Below are 16,403 nucleotides of genomic sequence, written 5' to 3'. Positions count from 1 at the left end.
CTAACGCGGCGCGCAGCGGGTGAAAGCGCGACTGCGCGTCACTCCCTGAGAATTTCGCGCAGACGGGCCGCTTCCTGATCCGAGAGAGCCTTGTGATCGGCTTCGGGCGCCCGACGGCGCCGGCGCAGATAAACAACCGCGATCCCCAGGCCCGCGATCAGCATCGCCGGGCCTGCCAGCCACAGCACGATGTTGGTGCCATCGGCTGTCGGACGCAGCAGCACATATTCGCCATAGCGCTCGACGATGAAGGCAAGCACCTCATCGTCGCGGTCGCCTTCAAGCAGGCGTTCACGCACCAGAAGCCGCATGTCGCGGGCAAGATCGGCGTTGGATTCATCGATCGATTCATTGCGGCAGACCAGGCAGCGCAGCTCACGCGAAATGTCGCGCGCGCGGGCCTCAAGCGCCGGATCGGCCAGAACCTCGTCCGGTTGCACGGCAAGCGCGGGGGCCGCAAGAAGCAGCGCAAGCGCGAAGACCAGCCCGCGGATCATTCGGCCGGCACCGCGCCGGGTGCCGCCCGGCGCGCCCCCGCTGCAACCCGGAAGCGCCGGTCGCTGAGGCTGAGCATGCCGCCAAGCGCCATGATCAGGCAGCCTGCCCACAGCCAGTTCGCAAAGGGTTTGACATAGGTGCGCACCGCCCAGCCGCCGTTTTCCTGCGGATCTCCCAGCACCAGATAGAGGTCACGCAGGAAGCCGTAGTCGATGGCAGCCTCGGTTGTGGGCATGCCGGCAACAGGATAGACCCGCTTTTCGGGATAAAGAACGGCCACAGGGCGGCCGTCACGCTGCACCACCATCTCGCCCATGGTCGAGATGAAGTTCGGCCCCTCGACCCGGCGGACATCGGCCAGGGTGATATCATAGCCGCGATGGCTGAAGGTTTCGCCGATCTGGGCAACGCGGATATCCTCGCTTTCCCAGGCGGTCAGGCCTGCCACGGCAAAGATCGTGATTCCCACCCCGGCATGGGATACGGCCTTGCCCCAGTCGGCCCGCGGCAAACGCCCAAGGCGGCCCAGCCGATTTCGCAAGCCGCCGCGACCCGTGCGTTGCCAGATATCCGTGATCGCGCCCAGAACCACCCACAGGCCAAGGATCACACCGACAGGCCCCAATGCCGACCGGCCCGTCTGCATCGCCCAGACCAGCGCCCCAAGCGCCAGCGACAGGGCAAGCCCCCCCCAGAGCGGCTGCATCGACCGCGCAAGGCTGCCCCGCTTCCAGGGAATGATCGATCCGATGGGCAACAACATGGCGATGGCGACGACGAAGGGCGAAAAGGCCATGTTGAAGAACGGCGGTCCCACCGTCAGCTTGCGATTGAAGAACATCTCGGCGATCAGCGGCCAGATGGTGCCGATGAAGACCACGAAGCAGGCAACGGCCAGAAGGACGTTGTTCATCACCAGCGCCGATTCCCGGCTGACGGTGGAAAAGACGCCCTTGGCCTCCATCGCACTCGCGCGGGCAGCATAGAGCATCAAGGCGCCGCCCATGAAGAAACCGAGGATCATCAGGATGAACACGCCCCGATCCGGGTCGTTGGCAAAGGCATGTACCGAGGTGAGCACGCCCGATCGCACGATGAACGTGCCGATCAGCGAAAATCCGAAAGCCATGATGGCAAGAAGAATCGTCCAGCTTTTCAGCGCCTCACGCTTCTCCACCACGATGGCGGAATGCAGCAGGGCGGCCGCCAGCAGCCAGGGCATGAACGAGGCGTTTTCCACCGGATCCCAGAACCAGAAGCCGCCCCAGCCCAGTTCGTAATAGGCCCACCATGAGCCAAGCGCGATGCCGATGGTCAGAAAGACCCAGGCGGCCAGTGTCCAGGGGCGGACCCAGCGGCCCCAGGCGGCATCGACACGGCCCTCCAGCAGCGCCGCCACGGCAAAGGAGAATGCCATCGAAAGCCCGACATAGCCAAGGTAGAGGAACGGCGGATGGAAGGCGAGCCCCGGATCCTGCAGAAGCGGGTTCAGATCCTGCCCGTCGAAAGGCGGCGCGGCCAGACGCTCGAACGGGTTAGAGGTGAACAGGATGAAGGCGAAGAAGGCGACGGCGATTGCCGACTGGACCGACAGAACCCGTGCCCGCAGCCCCGGCGGCAGATTGCCGCCAAACCAGGCCGCACAGGCACCGAACAGTGTCAGGATCAATACCCACAGCAGCATCGACCCTTCGTGATTCCCCCAGACACCCGAGATCTTGTAGATCATCGGCTTGGCCGTATGAGAGTTCAGGACGACCAGCCGCAGCGAGAAATCGGAAACCACAAAGGCATAGGTCAGCGCCGCAAAGGAAAACCCGGTCAGCAGGAACTGAGTCGTCGCGGCAGGCTCGGCTACGGCCATCCAGCCGCGCCATCCCTTATGGGCGCCAACCAATGGGATCACGGCCTGCACGATGGCAACCATGAAGGCGAGGATGAGGGCGAAGTGACCGAGTTCTGTAATCATGCGCGGATCATAGGCGGAACCAGAGGCCCCGCCAATCCTTTCCGTCGGGCCGCGCGCGGATGTCGCGCCCGCTCAGCGCTGACGAAGCCACTCCGCCAGGGCCGCGTTGTCGCGCGCGGCATCCCCCATGTCCGCAGGGGCCGTGGTGGGGGCGGCCGGGGGTGCAGGGACGGGGGCGTCGTGCTGCACCCGTCGCAACCGCAGATAATGGGCCTCGCGCGCGCCGAAGTAGAACGAGACGATCGCGCCCAGCAACCACCACAGTGGTTCGGGCACATGGCCCAGCCCCTGCATGCGCAGGGCGAATCCTTCCGGCTCGGCCATCGAATAGACGAACAGCGCCATCGTCCCCAGCGCGAGCGCAGGCCGCGGAAGGCGGTTCAGCCCGTTCACGAAGCGGTCGAAGAACCCCGGCCGCACATGTTCGAATTCGGCTCCATGCATCTCGAGCGCCTTCAGATAGGCATCGTGGCCCAGCTCCATCCGCCGCGTCGCATTCGGCTGCAGCGCGTCGGAGACCTCGCGCACCACGCCGCCCAGCGCGCGAACCCCGCCAGCCGCGCCGAAAACCTGCCCCATCAGGCCCATGCCTTGATCCTTTCCCGATGCTCTGCGTCGCTGAGATGGAAACGCGCCGAGATGAACTCCTCGGCGCGGGTGATCCAGCCGCCCTTGCCGCCATCCTTGCGGCGCGCATATTTGCGGCTCGCCGGGCGTGCATCGGCCAGCCGGTAGTAATAGTTGCGCCGCGCGATTCCATAAGCATCAACCAGGTGACGGGGCGCCGCCGCCTGTGCCGCATGGGCAACCCGGATGGTCTGCGGGCCGATCAAACCGTCGATCGCGACCTCGAATCCCATGTCCGCCATCAGTTGCTGCAGAAGGCGGATCGCATTGCTGCCGGCGTTCACATGCATGTCGAAGACGCTCGCATGCAGGGGTGTCGGAAGCTCGGCGATGCGCGGCCGGCGGAAATAGTGCTCCAGATAGATCTCGACCGCCTGATCGCGCGACAAAAGCCGGACATCGGCGGTATCCACCTTGCCGTCGCGGTTCAGATCCAGCCCCAACCGACGCATCGTATGGATGGTGACTCCCCAGTTCGTGGCCCCGCCGGGATCATCCGGATCATTCACGAATCCCCCCTCGCGCGCCACGATATCGGCGGCGAGCCTTCGCACATCGGTCATGAAGAACCCCCACAGTTGCCTGCGGGGGAGAATGCTTCAAAAGGGTTAATTTCACCTTCCGCAGGCGTGCGTTGCGCCCTCAGGTCGAGCCGGGTTCCTTGTAGATCCCCTGCTCTTTCAGCGCATCGATGACTTCCTTGGGCATGTAGGTTTCGTCGTGGCGGGCCAGGATTTCGCGCGCTTGGAACACACCTTCGACCAGCCGGCCGGTGCCGACCATGCCTTCGCCCTCGTTGAACAGGTCGGGCAGCACGCCGGTATAGGCGACCGGGATCGATGCGCCGCCATCGGTCACGCTGAAGGTGACCGTCTCGCCCTGCCCGCGCACCAGCGTTCCCGGCTCGACCAGGCCGCCGATGCGGAACACTTCATCAGGACCGGGCGCGCGTTCAGCGATCTGGCTGGGCGCGATGAAGAAGTTGATTCCATCGCGCATCGCATAGCCGATCAACGCCGTCGAGAGCACAAGCGCCACCGCGGCAAGCGCGATGATCTGGATACGGCGTTTCTTCTTCAGTCCCTTCATGACCTCTTACGGAAACACCGGCGCAAGCATGAGGCCCGCCGTCTCTTCCGCCCCCAACATCAGGTTTGCGTTCTGAATGGCCTGCCCCGATGACCCTTTTGCAAGGTTGTCAAGCGTTGCGACCACCACAGCCCTGCCGGGGATCCTGTCCCCGACAACCCCTATATGCACGAAGTTGGAACCGCGCACATCCCTTGTCGAGGGGAGTGCGCCAAAAGGCAGCACCTCGAGGAACGTCTCGTCGGCATAGCGATCGGCAAGGGCGCGGTGCACGGCGCGCGCTTCGCCCTTCACATAGACGGTGGCAAGAATGCCGCGGTTCATCGGCAGAAGGTGCGGCGTGAACTGCACCAGCACCGGCCGCCCCGCCGCGCGAGAAAACTCCTGGTCGAACTCGCCCAGATGGCGGTGCGTGCCGCCGGGCGAATAGGCATGTGTGCCTTCCGAAAGCTCGGCGTGCAGAAGGTTTTCCTTGAGCGAACGGCCCGCACCCGAAACCCCCGCCTTGAGGTCGATGACGATCTGATCAAGATCGATCACCCCCGCCTCGATCAGGGGACGGATGGCATATTGGCCCGTCGCCGCGTTGCAACCGGTGCCAGCGACCAGCCGGGCCGACCGGATTTCATCGCGGTAAAACTCGGTCAGTCCATAGACGGCTTCGGCCTGAAGCGCAGGTGCCGCATGCGGCTTGCCATACCACTTCTGGTAGGCGGCCGGATCGCGTAGCCTGAAATCGGCGGACAGATCGACGATCCGCAGCCCCGAGGGCAGCGCGGCGATCACCTCTTGCGAGGTTGCATGCGGCAGGGCGCAGAAGGCGAGATCGATGCCCGAAAAATCGATCTCCTCGATCTTCTGCAGGCGCGGCAGCGACAGATGGCGCAGGAACGGAAACACTTCCGACATTTCCATGCCTGCCTTGCGGTCAGCCGAAAGCGCCGCGATCTGCATGGTGGGATGGGTGGCGATCAGCCGGACCAGTTCCGCCCCGGTATAGCCGCTGGCCCCCAGCACTGCGATCTTGTGGATCATCGTCTCGTCCCCTCCGTTAACTTCAGGCCGCGTCAAAGCTGATCGACCGCCGCAGGAACTGCGCGGCCTTGTCCGATACCGCGCGCGGATCGCCCGTGGTCAGAAAGCGGCGGGCGGTGCCGGGGCCGACAAATTCGGGACGCCGCGCCAGATAATCCGCAAGGCTCTCGGCCACAAGGTTCGCCTGCGAATAGACACTGACCTCCGGGCCAAGTGCGGCGCGGAACACATCTTCCAGCAGCGGGTAATGCGTGCAGCCAAGGATGGCCGCTTCGGGCCTGGGCATGCGCCGCTTCAGCGCCTCGACATGGCTGCGGACAAGTGCCTCGGCCAGGATCATGTCGCCCTGTTCGATCGCATCGACGACGCCGCCGCAGGGCTGGGCCTCGACATCGACGCCGATCGCGCGGAACGCAAGTTCGCGCTGGAAGGCGCGGCTGGAAACGGTTGCCGGCGTTGCAAAAAGCGCGACATGCTTGACTGCAACCTCGCGCGGGGGCGAATTGTCACCCCATTGGCGTTCGGTCAGCGCCTCGATCAGCGGCACGAACACCCCCAGAACGCGCTTGTTCTCCGGGACCCAGGTTTCCTGCATCCGGCGCAACGCCGCAGCCGAGGCCGTGTTGCAGGCCAGGATCACGAGATCGCATCCCTCCTCCCACAGACGTTCTACGGCGGCGCAGGTCAGGGCAAAGATGTCCTCGGCATCGCGCACCCCATAGGGGGCGTGGGCATTGTCACCGAAATAGACGAAGGGAACATCGGGCAGACGGCGCTCCAGCGCCTCCAGAACTGTCAGCCCCCCCAGGCCGCTGTCGAAAACCCCTACCGCCATGTCCTACCCCTTGCCCTTCGCGTCGAAATCGAACCCGTAGCAATGCCCGCAAGGCTCTGGCGAAAGCTCATACGTCCTGCGGCGGAGGAAATCCATCATTGCTTTCGCATCCGGGCCAAAGCGGTGCAGGTCGGACGCCGGAATGGGCGCGCCGATCACCACCCGCACCGGGTGATCGACACGCGCGCGGAACTCCTTGAGCAGAAGCGCAAGGCGAAGCGTCTGGTGAAGATGGCTTGCAAGCTGGAACAGGCGGCTGTTGTGGCCGGCAAAGAATACGGGCACGACCGTGGCACCGGATCGGGCAACCATCCGCGCGGTGAAACTGCGCCATCCCGGATCCATCGGTCTCCCGAAGGGCCGGATCGCGGTCGAGACAGTGCCCCCGGGAAAGACCGCCATGGCCCCGCCGGACTGCAGATGGGCAACCGCCGCGGCGCGGGTTTCGATGTTGAGCTGCACGGCAGCGCGGGTATCGTCGAACGAGATCGGCAGGATCACCCGCTCCAGGGCCTCGGCACGGCGGAACACGCTGTTGGCGAGGATGCGAAAGTCGCCCCGCCGCTCGGACAGGATCCGTCCCATCATCAACCCGTCAAGGATACCATAGGGGTGATTGGCCACCACGACCAGCGGCCCCTCGGCCGGGATGTTTTCAAGGCTGCCGCCGGCAAGCTCCAGCTTCAGTCCATAGCGGTCGGTCAGAACCTGCCAGAAGCACCTGCCCGCGGCCACATCGCGATCATAGCCTTCGGCGCGTCGGATCAGATCAATGCGGCCGGTGGCGTTTTCGACCAGACGGATCACCGCGCGCCCGCCGCGCGTGCGGGCCGAGGAGGCATAGCTGATATCCCGCGCAATATGGCTTGGCGCCATGACGAAGCTCACCCCTGGAACGTCCCGATTGCCGGCCCATAATACGCCGCCGCGAGTCGCGCCAGCGGTGAGATGCGTCGCTTTTCCCCGATTATTCCGCCGCCTGTTGCAGCGGTGCCCCACCCGCCCGGAACGCGGTCAGAAGTTCCTCGCGCCGGCGTGCCGCCGCCTGTTCGTTCGCGGCCTTCACGGGGCCGAACCCGCGGATCTGCAGCGGCAATTCGGCCAGCGCCACGGCGATGTCCATGGTTTCGGGCGTCACATTGGGCAGGATCTCGGCCATGTCGGCCTCGTACTGCGCGATCAGTGCCCGCTCCATCCGCCGTTCCTGCGTCAGGCCGAACAGATCCAAGGGTGTGCCCCGCAGGCGCTTCATCCCTGCCAGCACCCGGAACAGCGGCAGCACCCAGGGGCCGAAGGCCCGTTTCTTCGGTCGCCCGTCGCTGCCCTTGCCGCCAAGCAGCGGCGGTGCGAGATGAAACACGGGACGGAAGTCGCCTTCGAACTCCGCACGCGCCTTGTCCAGCGTGCCCAGATGCAGGCGTGCGACCTCGTATTCATCCTTGTAGGCCAGAAGCTTGTGATAGCCTTTCGCCACCGCCTCCTGCAGGCGTGTGTCCCGGGCCCGGGCGACCAGGGCACGGAACCGCTCGGCCAGGGCTTCGTTCTGATAGGCCGCCAGATGCGCGGCCCGAGGCGCAATCGGATCGGCGGGCAGCGCCACCACCTGCTGCGACAGAAGCCGCCGCGCCTCATCGGGATGAAGGGCGGCCCAGCGGCCAATCTCGAACGCGCGCTGGTTGCCCTCGACGGCCGCGCGGTTCAGCTCGACCGCGCGCAGGATGCTGTCGTGCGTCAGGGGCACCAGGCCCATCTGCCAGGCTGCGCCAAAGATCATCATGTTCGAGAAGATGGAGTCGCCCAGAAGCCGCTGCGCCAAAGCCGAGGCATCGAACAGCATCACCCTGTCCTGAAGTCTTGCCTGAAGAGAAATCTCCAGATCATTGGTTGGAATGCGAAATTCCGTATTCCGCGTGAACTCTCCCGTGATGATTTCGTGGTTGTTGACCACTGCGCCGGTCTGGCCACTGCGCATCAGGCCCAGGGTCCGGGCGCCTGCCGTCACCACCAGATCGCCGCCGATCACGGCATGGGCCTCGCCGGTGGCCACGCGAATGGCGCTGATGTCCTCAGGACGGTTCGCGATGCGGCAATGGATATGCACGGCACCGCCCTTCTGGGCAAGTCCGGCCATCTCCATCATCCCGGCGCCCTTGCCATCCAGATGCGCGGCCATCGCCATGATCGCGCCGATGGTCACCACGCCGGTGCCACCGACGCCGGTGATGACAACGTTATGAGTGCCCCTGATTTCGGGCAGCGCGGGATCGGGCAACGCCGGCAGGTCAAATTCGGCCGCAGCCGCCTTGCGCACCTTTGCCCCCTCCAGCGTCACGAACGAGGGACAGAACCCGCGCAGACAACTGAAATCCTTGTTGCAACTGGACTGGTCGATGGCGCGCTTGCGCCCGAACGCCGTTTCGACCGGCACGATCGACACGCAGTTCGACTGCACGCCGCAATCGCCGCAGCCTTCGCAGACATCGGTATTGATGAACACGCGCGCGTCGATGTCGGGGAAGGCGCCCTTCTTGCGGCGGCGGCGTTTCTCGGCGGCGCAGGTCTGGGCATAGATGATGACCGACACGCCGGGATGCTTGCTGAACTTTTCCTGGACGGCATTCAGATCGGCGCGCTCATGTGCCTCGATCTCCGCAGGAAACAGGCTCAGGTCGGGCTTTTCCTTGTCGTCATAAACCAGCGCCACATGCTGCACGCCCATGGCACGCACCTCATGCGCGATACGATGCGCGGTCAGCCCGCCCTCGTTTCTTTGTCCGCCGGTCATGGCGACCGCATCGTTGAACAGGATCTTGTAGGTGATGTTCGTGCCAGCCGCGAGCGCTGCGCGGATCGCAAGGGACCCGGAATGGTTATAGGTGCCATCTCCCAGGTTCTGAAACACGTGATCGCGGGTGGAGAACGGCGCCTCGCCCACCCAGTTCACGCCCTCGCCACCCATCTGCGTGAAGCCGACCGTTTCACGGTTCATCCACTGCACCATGTAGTGACAGCCGATCCCGGCATAGGCGCGCGCGCCTTCGGGAAGCCGGGTCGAGGTGTTGTGCGGACAGCCGGAACAGAAGAACGGCAGTCGTGCGGCCAGATCCTGCGCATTGTCGGCCTTGCGCGCCTCGGCCAGCATGGTCAGCCCGGCCTTGACGCGCTCGGTCCCCCGGCCCTCCTCGATCAGGATGGCACCGATCTTTTCGGCAATCATGATCGGATCCAGCGCATAGCGCGTGGGGAACAGTTCGGGGCCGTCATTGCCCTTGCGCCAGCCATAGACGCGGCGGCCGCGGCGATCGTCAAAGATCGCCTCCTTGACCTGGACCTCGATCAGCTTGCGCTTTTCCTCGACCACCACGATCAGGTCGAGCCCCTCGGCCCAGTCGTGAAATCCCTTCATGTCCAATGGCCAGGTCTGCCCGACCTTGTAGGTGGTCAGGCCAAGGCGCTCGGCCTCGGGGCCGTCGATGCCCAGAAGGTTCAGCGCATGGGTCAGATCAAGCCAATTCTTGCCCGCAGCGACAAAGCCGATCTTCGCGCCGCTCCGCCCCCAGACGCGGCGGTCCATGCGGTTGGCGTGCGAAAAGGCCTCGGCCGCAAAGCGCTTGTAGTCGATCATCCGCGCTTCCTGCGCGACGGGTGTATCGGCCAGACGGATGTTCAACCCGCCTTCAGGCATCCGGAACTGCGGCGTGACGAAGGACATGCGAAACGGGTCGCCATCGACAACCGCCGTCGCCTCCACCGTGTCCTTCATCGTCTTGAGCCCGACCCAGACGCCGGCAAATCGGCTCAGTGCCCAGCCATATAGGCCATAGTCCAGAACCTCCTGCACGCCCGCGGGCGAGAGGACCGGGATATAGGCATCAACCATCGCCCAGTCCGACTGATGCAGCACGGTCGAGCTTTCGCCGGTGTGGTCGTCGCCCATTGCCATCACCACGCCGCCAAGGGGCGCGGTTCCGGCCATGTTGGCGTGGCGCATCACGTCGCCGGTGCGATCCACGCCCGGACCCTTGCCATACCAGAGCGCGAACACACCGTCATAGCGGCCTTCGCCGCGCAATTCGGCCTGCTGGCTTCCCCAGATCGCAGTGGCGGCCAGATCCTCGTTCAGCCCCTCCTGGAACAGCACATTGGCCGGCTCCAGCAGTTTCCGCGCCTGCGTCATCTGCAGATCGACTGCCCCGAGAGGGGATCCGCGATATCCGGTGACCAGCCCGGCCGTGTTGCGCCCCGCGGCACGGTCGCGCGCAGCTTGCATGAGCATGAGACGCACCAGCGCCTGCGTTCCGTTCAGAAGAACCGGGGATTTCTCCAGATCGAACCGGTCATTCAGGCTGATGTCCTGCCTGCCCATTGCGCACCTCCCTGCTTAACGAGCACTTTTCCGGCATTATAGGTCAAAACTGCTGACCTACAAAGGACATTTTTTCGCGAATAGTTCTTTTGCCGTAAACCTATGCACTCTAGTACCAATTCAGTCTGATTGTGCATGACAACGAGAGTGGGTGATATGGATTGGGACAAGCTACGAATCTTTCACGCGGTTGCTGATGCGGGAAGCCTGACCCATGCGGGCGACGTGCTGCACCTGTCACAATCGGCCGTTTCCCGTCAGATCCGCGCATTGGAGGAAAGCCTCGACACGACCCTCTTTCACCGCCATGCCCGCGGGCTGATCCTGACCGAACAAGGCGAGTTGCTCTTTGACGCGACACGGGCCATGAGCAAGCGGCTGGAAACCGCCGCCGCCCGCATCCGCGACAGCGAAGACGAAGTCTTTGGTGAATTGCGCGTGACGACAACGACGGGCTTCGGCACGCTCTGGCTCGCGCCGCGCCTGCCCGCGCTTTACGCGAAATACCCCGACCTCAAGATCGACCTGATGCTGGAGGAACGGGTGCTGGACCTGCCGATGCGCGAAGCCGATGTCGCCATCCGCATGAAAGAGCCGAGCCAGGCCGACCTGATCCGCAAGCGGCTGATGAGCGTGAACATGCGCCTTTACGCGACGCCCGAATACCTTGCGGCCCGCGGCACCCCGCAAGAGCTTGAGGATCTGAAGCGTCATCGCCTTGTGTGCCAGAACGTACATGCCGCACAGGTTTCGGCGAACCTCACACTGGTGCAGCAGCTCATGAGCTATGACATCCCGTCCACGCTGACGGTGAACAACTACTTCGGTGTGCTGCAAGCGGTATTGAACCATCTTGGGATCGGCGTGCTTCCGAACTACGTGACCGAGGATTTCACGAACCTGGTTCGTGTCCTGCCCGATGTGGAATCCAACGAAGTTCCGGTTTTCCTCGCCTATCCCGAGGAACTGCGCCATTCCAAGCGGGTCGCGGCCTTCCGCGACTTCGTGATCGAAGAGATCTTTGCCCATCGCAAGCGCCAGCGGGAAGGCCGCGAGGAATAGGCCAAGCCCGGCTGCCATGCGCGGGGTGCATGGCAGACATGTTCTGGTTGCGCGGCGGTTTTTCTTGAAACCCGCGGCGCATCTCCCTAAATCAAACTCCAGACAAGACGGGGCGACCCATTCTTGTCTTACCTCCCTGTTGGACTTGGGCCGAGCTTAGCTCGGCCTTTTTTTTGGCTCGCCCGCACCTTGCCGGAATTTTCCGCACAAACGGGCCGCTCTGCCCCAAGCTCATGCGCATTCTGCATCGCAGCATCCGGTTCCGGCGCAGAATGATTCGCCGCAACACCCGTAAATCCGCTCTTTTCGCAGACCCGCCCTTCCCGTATGACCGGGCCGCAAAGGGGCCTGTTCGGGGGATGCGCCAGATGGAAGAGCCAAGGATCACGGAAGAGCTGATTGCCGCCCACGGGCTTAAGCCCGACGAATACGCGCGCATCCTCGAGATCATCGGGCGCGAGCCGAGCTTCACCGAGCTGGGCATCTTTTCGGCGATGTGGAACGAACACTGCTCGTACAAATCCTCGAAGAAATGGCTGCGTACCCTGCCCACCAGCGGCCCGCAGGTCATCTGCGGCCCGGGGGAAAACGCCGGCGTCGTGGATATCGGCGATGGCCAGGCGGTCGTCTTCAAGATGGAGAGTCACAACCACCCGTCGTATATCGAGCCCTATCAGGGCGCCGCGACCGGCGTGGGCGGCATCCTGCGCGATGTGTTCACCATGGGCGCGCGGCCGATCGCCGCAATGAACGCCCTGTCCTTCGGGGAGCCTGCGCATCCGAAGACCCGGCAGCTTGTGCATGGTGTGGTCGAAGGGATCGGCGGCTATGGCAACGCCTTCGGGGTGCCGACCGTCGGCGGAGAAGTGCGCTTTCACCGGGCCTATAACGGCAACTGCCTTGTGAACGCCTTTGCGGCAGGCCTGGCCGATGCCGACAAGATCTTCTATTCCGCCGCCTCGGGCGTGGGCATGCCGGTGGTCTACCTGGGCGCCAAGACCGGCCGCGATGGCGTTGGCGGCGCCACCATGGCCAGCGCCGAGTTCGATGACACGATCGAGGAAAAGCGGCCCACTGTTCAGGTCGGCGACCCTTTCACCGAAAAGCGCCTTCTGGAAGCCTGTCTCGAGCTGATGGCCTCGGGTGCCGTGATCTCGATCCAGGACATGGGGGCGGCCGGCCTGACCTGTTCGGCAGTCGAGATGGGCGACAAGGGCGATCTCGGCATCCGGCTGGACCTCGACCGCGTGCCCTGCCGTGAAACCGGCATGACCGCCTACGAGATGATGCTGTCCGAAAGCCAGGAGCGCATGCTGATGGTGCTTCGCCCCGAGAAGGAGGCCGAGGCCAAGGCGATCTTCGACAAATGGGATCTCGATTTTGCGGTCGTGGGCGAAACGATTCCCGAGGATCGCTTCCTCATCCTGCATGGCAACGAGGTCAAGGCCGATCTGCCGCTCAAGGCGCTTTCGGGCAATGCCCCGGAATATGACCGCCCGTTCCTCGAGACGCCGGCCGCGGCACCGATGGCCGATGTGCCGCAGGTCGATCCGATCGAAGGACTGAAATCGCTGATCTCCAGCCCGAACCATGCGCACAAGGCCTGGGTGTGGGAGCAGTACGATCACATGGTCATGGCCGATACCGTCGTGGCCCCGGGCCTTGGCGCGGGCGTGGTGCGGGTCCATGGCACCCCCAAGGCGCTGGCCTTCACCAGTGATGTGACGCCGCGCTATGTCAAGGCCAACCCGTTCGAAGGCGGCAAGCAGGCGGTGGCAGAGGCCTACCGCAACCTTACCGCCGTGGGCGCCCTGCCGCTTGCCACCACCGACAACCTCAACTTCGGCAACCCGGAAAAACCCGAGATCATGGGCCAGTTCGTAGGGGCGATCCGCGGGATCGGCGCCGCCTGCGCGGCGCTCGACATGCCGATCGTTTCCGGCAACGTATCGCTTTACAACGAAACCGATGGCCAGCCCATTCTGCCCACCCCCACGATCGGCGCCGTCGGGCTTCTGCAGAACCTCGACGAGCTGATCGCTGGCCGCGCCGCTCAGGGGATGATGGCCCTGCTTCTGGGGGAAAGCCGTGGCCATCTGGGCCAGTCGGCCTTGCTGGCTGAACATTTCGGCCGCGAGGACGGCGATGCGCCCCATGTCGATCTGATGGCCGAACGGCTCAACGGCGAGTTCATCCGCAAGCACCGCGATCTCGTCACGGCCTGCAGCGATCTCTCGGATGGCGGGCTCGCCCTGGCGGCCTTCGAGATGGCGGAAGCAGGCGGCACCGGCGTGACGCTTGAAACCGGTGACACCGGCGCGCTGTTCGGCGAGGATCAGGCACGTTACCTTCTTGCCTGCACGCCGGAACAGGCCGATGCCCTGCTGGCCGCCGCTGCCGAGGAAGGCGAGGTCATCCTTTCGGTCGTGGGCCGTTTTGGAGGGAGCGATGTGCGGTTCGGGGCATCGGCAGCACCGCTGTCGGAGCTTTCCGCGCTGTATCGCGGGGCCTTTGCCGCCGCCATCGGCTGAGCGCAGCCCCCCCGGCCTTGCACGGCGACCGGCGCGAGGCTACATCTTTTTGCAGTGACCTCAGGGGGAAGATCGAACCCATGCCGATGCAGGCCCAAGACATCGAAGACCTCATCCGGGCGAGCTTTCCGAACGCCCGGATCACCATCACCGATCTCGCAGGTGACGGAAACCACTACGCAGCCGAAGTGATCGACGAAAGCTTTCGCGGGCAGAACCGCGTGCAGCAGCAGCGCGCCGTCTATGCGGCGCTGAAAGACAAGATGGCAGGCAGCCACGGCGAACTTCACGCCCTTGCCCTGACCACAAAGGTACCGGAGTGACCGACATGGCCGACGCAAAAGACCAGATCCGCGAAACCGTTTCGCAAAACAATGTGGTGCTGTTCATGAAAGGCACCAAGTCGATGCCGCAATGCGGCTTTTCCAGTCGCGTGGCGAGTGTGCTGAACTTCATGGGCGTGGACTACAAGGACGTGAACGTCCTTGCCGACGAGGGCATCCGGCAGGGGATCAAGGAATTCTCGGACTGGCCGACGATCCCGCAGCTTTACGTGAAGGGCGAATTCGTGGGCGGCTGTGACATCGTGACCGAGATGACGCTTTCGGGCGAACTGGACCAGCTGTTCAGCAGCAAGGGCATCACCTTCGATCAGGCGGCTGCCGAGAAGATCCGGGAAGCCAACGCCTGATATTGCTCTGAAAAGCCCCTTGCGGGGGCGCATGACGCCGGGCCAAGCGCTCCCGCCCGTCTTCGGCGCTGGCGCACCTCATCCCGTTGGGCCAAGCCGCGCGCTACGCGCGCGGCGGTTGCGTGACGTGCAAGTGTTTCGGAGATCCCCCTGAGCCTGGGCGGCCGGCGTGGCGCCATGCCCGAGGCCAGCGCAGCCGGAGGCGCGAGTTCCTGATCCCGGCCGGCAATGTGCCCTTTCGGCGGTATGCGTCCGCGCGTCTGGCGTGTCGTCCCCTCAAGGGGCCGACCTGACTGAAATACGGCGTGTGTGCCGACGATCCGCCTGCCTTTCTGCCTTCGTCCGGAAGGCAAGCCGAGCGACAACGTCACGCTGACGGTGGAGGCGCGGGAGGCCTGCCACCCGGCCCGGCGCGCTGCGGCCCGAGCCGAACCGGAGGCGTTCCGGGCTTTGCGTGTCGGACGCCGGCTTCGGGCGGCCGAGCAGTACAAGAATGGCCCCGGGCGCGGCAGGGGCCGGACGGCCGTCATGATCGCTTGTGACGAGATCGGTGCCTGCGCGAAACATCGGATCCGGGCCGCCCGCGGGACAGGAGGCCCCGGTTCCGAGCGGGTGTTCGTCGCATCCCGGGGTGCCCCTCCGCGCCGGACATGAAGCTGTTCACCGGATCGGAAGCATCCGGTCGCCACCGCTGACGACACAGGCGCACGGGGACACGAAGAACCGTCGCGGCCCTCGGCCACCGGCGCTGCGGTATCAGGTTTCGCGCGCGGGGCTCTCCTCGGGGTCCAGGGTGGCATTTGCTTCGCGCACGCGATCCTCCACGGCTGCGGCGAGCGCCTCGCTTCGCGCCGCAAGCTCGGCCAGCGTGTCATGCACATGACGCGGGATCACCGGCACCTCGATCCGCTCGGGCGTGGGCTTTGGCTGGTTTTCCAGAAGTGCGATCCGTTGTTGCGCTTGCCCCAGTTCCGCCTCCAGCTGCCGCATCCGGTCGGTCATGGCAGCAGTCTTGTCGGCCAGCATCAGCCCCGCCATCAGAAGCATCCGCGCCTCGGGCATCCGCCCGACCTGTGCCCGCAGCGCCTCGGCCTCGGCATCGAGAAGAGAGGCCGCGGCGTGAAGCAGATCCTCTTCTCCATCCTGGCAGGCGACGTCGAACTGCTTGCCACCGATGTTTATCGTCACGTCAGCCACGGGCCGGCCCCCCTTCAACAAGCGGGTCGAGTTCCGCGAGGATTTCGTCGATCTCGGCAAGGTCAACCGAACGGGCGGCCTGCAGCGCCTCAAGCTCGGCGGCCATTGCCTCGTTGACAAGTTGCGGATCCGATACACGCGCTTCCAGGGCGGCACGCAGGCGGCCGATCACCTGGCGCACATGGCCGTTGGCGCGGCGCAGGCGCTGGATTTCCCGGCCGTGAACCTCAAGCTGCGCCGCGAGCCGCGCCCGTTCTTCCGACGCGCCATCCTGCTGCGCCAGGTGGTGGCGCAGGTCCTCGATCTCTCGTGCAAGGCGATTGCTTTCGTCGCGCTCCGCCTCCAGCGCCTGTTGCAGAACGGGCAGATCCTGCTCGGCGGATCCGGACGAGGCGGGGACGGAGGGCAGCGCCTCCAGCCCCAGGGCAATACGATCGAGCGCCATGGTGATGCGCCCCTCGAGTTCGGCAAGGTCAGTCACGTCTGCCTGGCTCCCTTTCTTG

Annotated in this window: 15 protein-coding genes; 4 read left to right on the top strand and 11 right to left on the bottom strand. The window is 64.7% G+C overall.

Annotation, left to right across the window (positions count from 1 at the left end; all coding sequences use genetic code 11):
* Positions 1–38: 38 nt before the first annotated feature.
* The 9 genes from ACFQXB_RS04730 to ACFQXB_RS04690 all read right to left on the bottom strand — a co-directional run bounded on the left by ACFQXB_RS04730 (position 39) and on the right by ACFQXB_RS04690 (position 10,419).
* Positions 39–497 carry a cytochrome c-type biogenesis protein gene (locus ACFQXB_RS04730; RefSeq protein WP_377399894.1) on the bottom strand — a complete coding sequence of 153 codons (459 nt, stop codon included), beginning with the start codon at positions 495–497 and terminating at the stop codon, positions 39–41.
* Positions 494–2,467: a heme lyase CcmF/NrfE family subunit gene (locus ACFQXB_RS04725; RefSeq protein ID WP_377399891.1), complete on the bottom strand. Its 1,974-nt coding sequence runs from the start codon at positions 2,465–2,467 to the stop codon at positions 494–496. The genes ACFQXB_RS04730 and ACFQXB_RS04725 overlap by 4 nt, the downstream gene beginning before the upstream one ends.
* Before the next feature lie 72 nt (positions 2,468–2,539).
* On the bottom strand, positions 2,540–3,055 hold the full coding sequence (locus tag ACFQXB_RS04720; protein ID WP_377399888.1) for a holin family protein: 516 nt from the start codon (positions 3,053–3,055) through the stop codon (positions 2,540–2,542).
* Positions 3,046–3,657 (bottom strand): holin-associated N-acetylmuramidase, encoded by a 612-nt coding sequence (locus ACFQXB_RS04715; RefSeq protein WP_377399885.1) that lies wholly within the window; start codon positions 3,655–3,657, stop codon positions 3,046–3,048. The genes ACFQXB_RS04720 and ACFQXB_RS04715 overlap by 10 nt, the downstream gene beginning before the upstream one ends.
* A 79-nt stretch (positions 3,658–3,736) precedes the next feature.
* Positions 3,737–4,183, bottom strand: a complete 447-nt coding sequence (gene ccmE / locus ACFQXB_RS04710) for a cytochrome c maturation protein CcmE (protein ID WP_377399882.1) — start codon at positions 4,181–4,183, stop codon at positions 3,737–3,739.
* A gap of 6 nt (positions 4,184–4,189) precedes the next feature.
* Positions 4,190–5,218, bottom strand: coding sequence for an N-acetyl-gamma-glutamyl-phosphate reductase (argC, locus tag ACFQXB_RS04705; RefSeq protein WP_377399879.1), 1,029 nt, complete (start codon positions 5,216–5,218; stop codon positions 4,190–4,192).
* Positions 5,219–5,240: 22 nt separating this feature from the next.
* A complete protein-coding gene (locus ACFQXB_RS04700; protein WP_377399876.1) occupies positions 5,241–6,053 on the bottom strand; it encodes a glutamate racemase in 813 nt (270 codons plus the stop codon).
* 3 nt (positions 6,054–6,056) lie between these two features.
* On the bottom strand, positions 6,057–6,929 hold the full coding sequence (locus ACFQXB_RS04695) for a lysophospholipid acyltransferase family protein (protein WP_377400731.1): 873 nt from the start codon (positions 6,927–6,929) through the stop codon (positions 6,057–6,059).
* Between the two features lie 91 nt (positions 6,930–7,020).
* Positions 7,021–10,419, bottom strand: coding sequence for an indolepyruvate ferredoxin oxidoreductase family protein (locus tag ACFQXB_RS04690; RefSeq protein WP_377399873.1), 3,399 nt, complete (start codon positions 10,417–10,419; stop codon positions 7,021–7,023).
* A 156-nt stretch (positions 10,420–10,575) separates the two neighbouring features.
* On the opposite strand from ACFQXB_RS04690, the gene ACFQXB_RS04685 reads away from it, so the two are divergent.
* From ACFQXB_RS04685 to grxD, 4 genes are all read left to right on the top strand, one after another.
* Positions 10,576–11,481, top strand: a complete 906-nt coding sequence (locus tag ACFQXB_RS04685; RefSeq protein ID WP_377400727.1) for a LysR family transcriptional regulator — start codon at positions 10,576–10,578, stop codon at positions 11,479–11,481.
* Positions 11,482–11,849: 368 nt separating this feature from the next.
* Positions 11,850–14,012, top strand: a complete 2,163-nt coding sequence (gene purL / locus ACFQXB_RS04680) for a phosphoribosylformylglycinamidine synthase subunit PurL (RefSeq protein WP_377399871.1) — start codon at positions 11,850–11,852, stop codon at positions 14,010–14,012.
* 80 nt (positions 14,013–14,092) lie between these two features.
* Positions 14,093–14,335 carry a BolA/IbaG family iron-sulfur metabolism protein gene (locus tag ACFQXB_RS04675; RefSeq protein WP_377399868.1) on the top strand — a complete coding sequence of 81 codons (243 nt, stop codon included), beginning with the start codon at positions 14,093–14,095 and terminating at the stop codon, positions 14,333–14,335.
* Between the two features lie 5 nt (positions 14,336–14,340).
* The gene (gene grxD, locus ACFQXB_RS04670; protein ID WP_377399865.1) at positions 14,341–14,703 is read left to right on the top strand and encodes a Grx4 family monothiol glutaredoxin; all 363 of its coding nucleotides are present in this window, start codon (positions 14,341–14,343) and stop codon (positions 14,701–14,703) included.
* Positions 14,704–15,459: 756 nt separating this feature from the next.
* Here the strand turns inward: grxD and ACFQXB_RS04665 are convergent.
* Together ACFQXB_RS04665 and ACFQXB_RS04660 are read right to left on the bottom strand one after the other, a co-directional pair.
* Positions 15,460–15,900, bottom strand: a complete 441-nt coding sequence (locus ACFQXB_RS04665; RefSeq protein WP_377399862.1) for a cell division protein ZapA — start codon at positions 15,898–15,900, stop codon at positions 15,460–15,462.
* On the bottom strand, positions 15,893–16,381 hold the full coding sequence (locus ACFQXB_RS04660; RefSeq protein WP_377399859.1) for a hypothetical protein: 489 nt from the start codon (positions 16,379–16,381) through the stop codon (positions 15,893–15,895). Before ACFQXB_RS04660 ends, ACFQXB_RS04665 begins: the two co-directional genes overlap by 8 nt.
* Positions 16,382–16,403 lie beyond the last annotated feature (22 nt).

This window comes from Halodurantibacterium daqingense (genome assembly GCF_042666235.1).
Classification (GTDB): Bacteria; Pseudomonadota; Alphaproteobacteria; order Rhodobacterales; family Rhodobacteraceae; genus Halodurantibacterium; species Halodurantibacterium daqingensis.
The sequence above is the reverse complement of the archived record's forward strand: the minus strand, read 5'-3'. Positions and strand labels throughout refer to the sequence as shown.

Bases quoted from the DNA above. Each gene is read 5' to 3' on its own strand.
- ACFQXB_RS04715 (WP_377399885.1), bottom strand. From the start codon at position 3,657: ATGACCGATGTGCGAAGGCTCGCCGCCGATATCGTGGCGCGCGAGGGG.
- ACFQXB_RS04695 (WP_377400731.1), bottom strand. From the start codon at position 6,929: ATGGCGCCAAGCCATATTGCGCGGGATATCAGCTATGCCTCCTCGGCC.
- ACFQXB_RS04675 (WP_377399868.1), top strand. From the start codon at position 14,093: ATGCCGATGCAGGCCCAAGACATCGAAGACCTCATCCGGGCGAGCTTT.
- argC (WP_377399879.1), bottom strand. From the start codon at position 5,218: ATGATCCACAAGATCGCAGTGCTGGGGGCCAGCGGCTATACCGGGGCG.
- ACFQXB_RS04690 (WP_377399873.1), bottom strand. From the start codon at position 10,419: ATGGGCAGGCAGGACATCAGCCTGAATGACCGGTTCGATCTGGAGAAA.
- grxD (WP_377399865.1), top strand. From the start codon at position 14,341: ATGGCCGACGCAAAAGACCAGATCCGCGAAACCGTTTCGCAAAACAAT.
- ACFQXB_RS04730 (WP_377399894.1), bottom strand. From the start codon at position 497: ATGATCCGCGGGCTGGTCTTCGCGCTTGCGCTGCTTCTTGCGGCCCCC.
- purL (WP_377399871.1), top strand. From the start codon at position 11,850: ATGGAAGAGCCAAGGATCACGGAAGAGCTGATTGCCGCCCACGGGCTT.
- ACFQXB_RS04720 (WP_377399888.1), bottom strand. From the start codon at position 3,055: ATGGGCCTGATGGGGCAGGTTTTCGGCGCGGCTGGCGGGGTTCGCGCG.
- ACFQXB_RS04725 (WP_377399891.1), bottom strand. From the start codon at position 2,467: ATGATTACAGAACTCGGTCACTTCGCCCTCATCCTCGCCTTCATGGTT.
- ccmE (WP_377399882.1), bottom strand. From the start codon at position 4,183: ATGAAGGGACTGAAGAAGAAACGCCGTATCCAGATCATCGCGCTTGCC.
- ACFQXB_RS04685 (WP_377400727.1), top strand. From the start codon at position 10,576: ATGGATTGGGACAAGCTACGAATCTTTCACGCGGTTGCTGATGCGGGA.
- ACFQXB_RS04700 (WP_377399876.1), bottom strand. From the start codon at position 6,053: ATGGCGGTAGGGGTTTTCGACAGCGGCCTGGGGGGGCTGACAGTTCTG.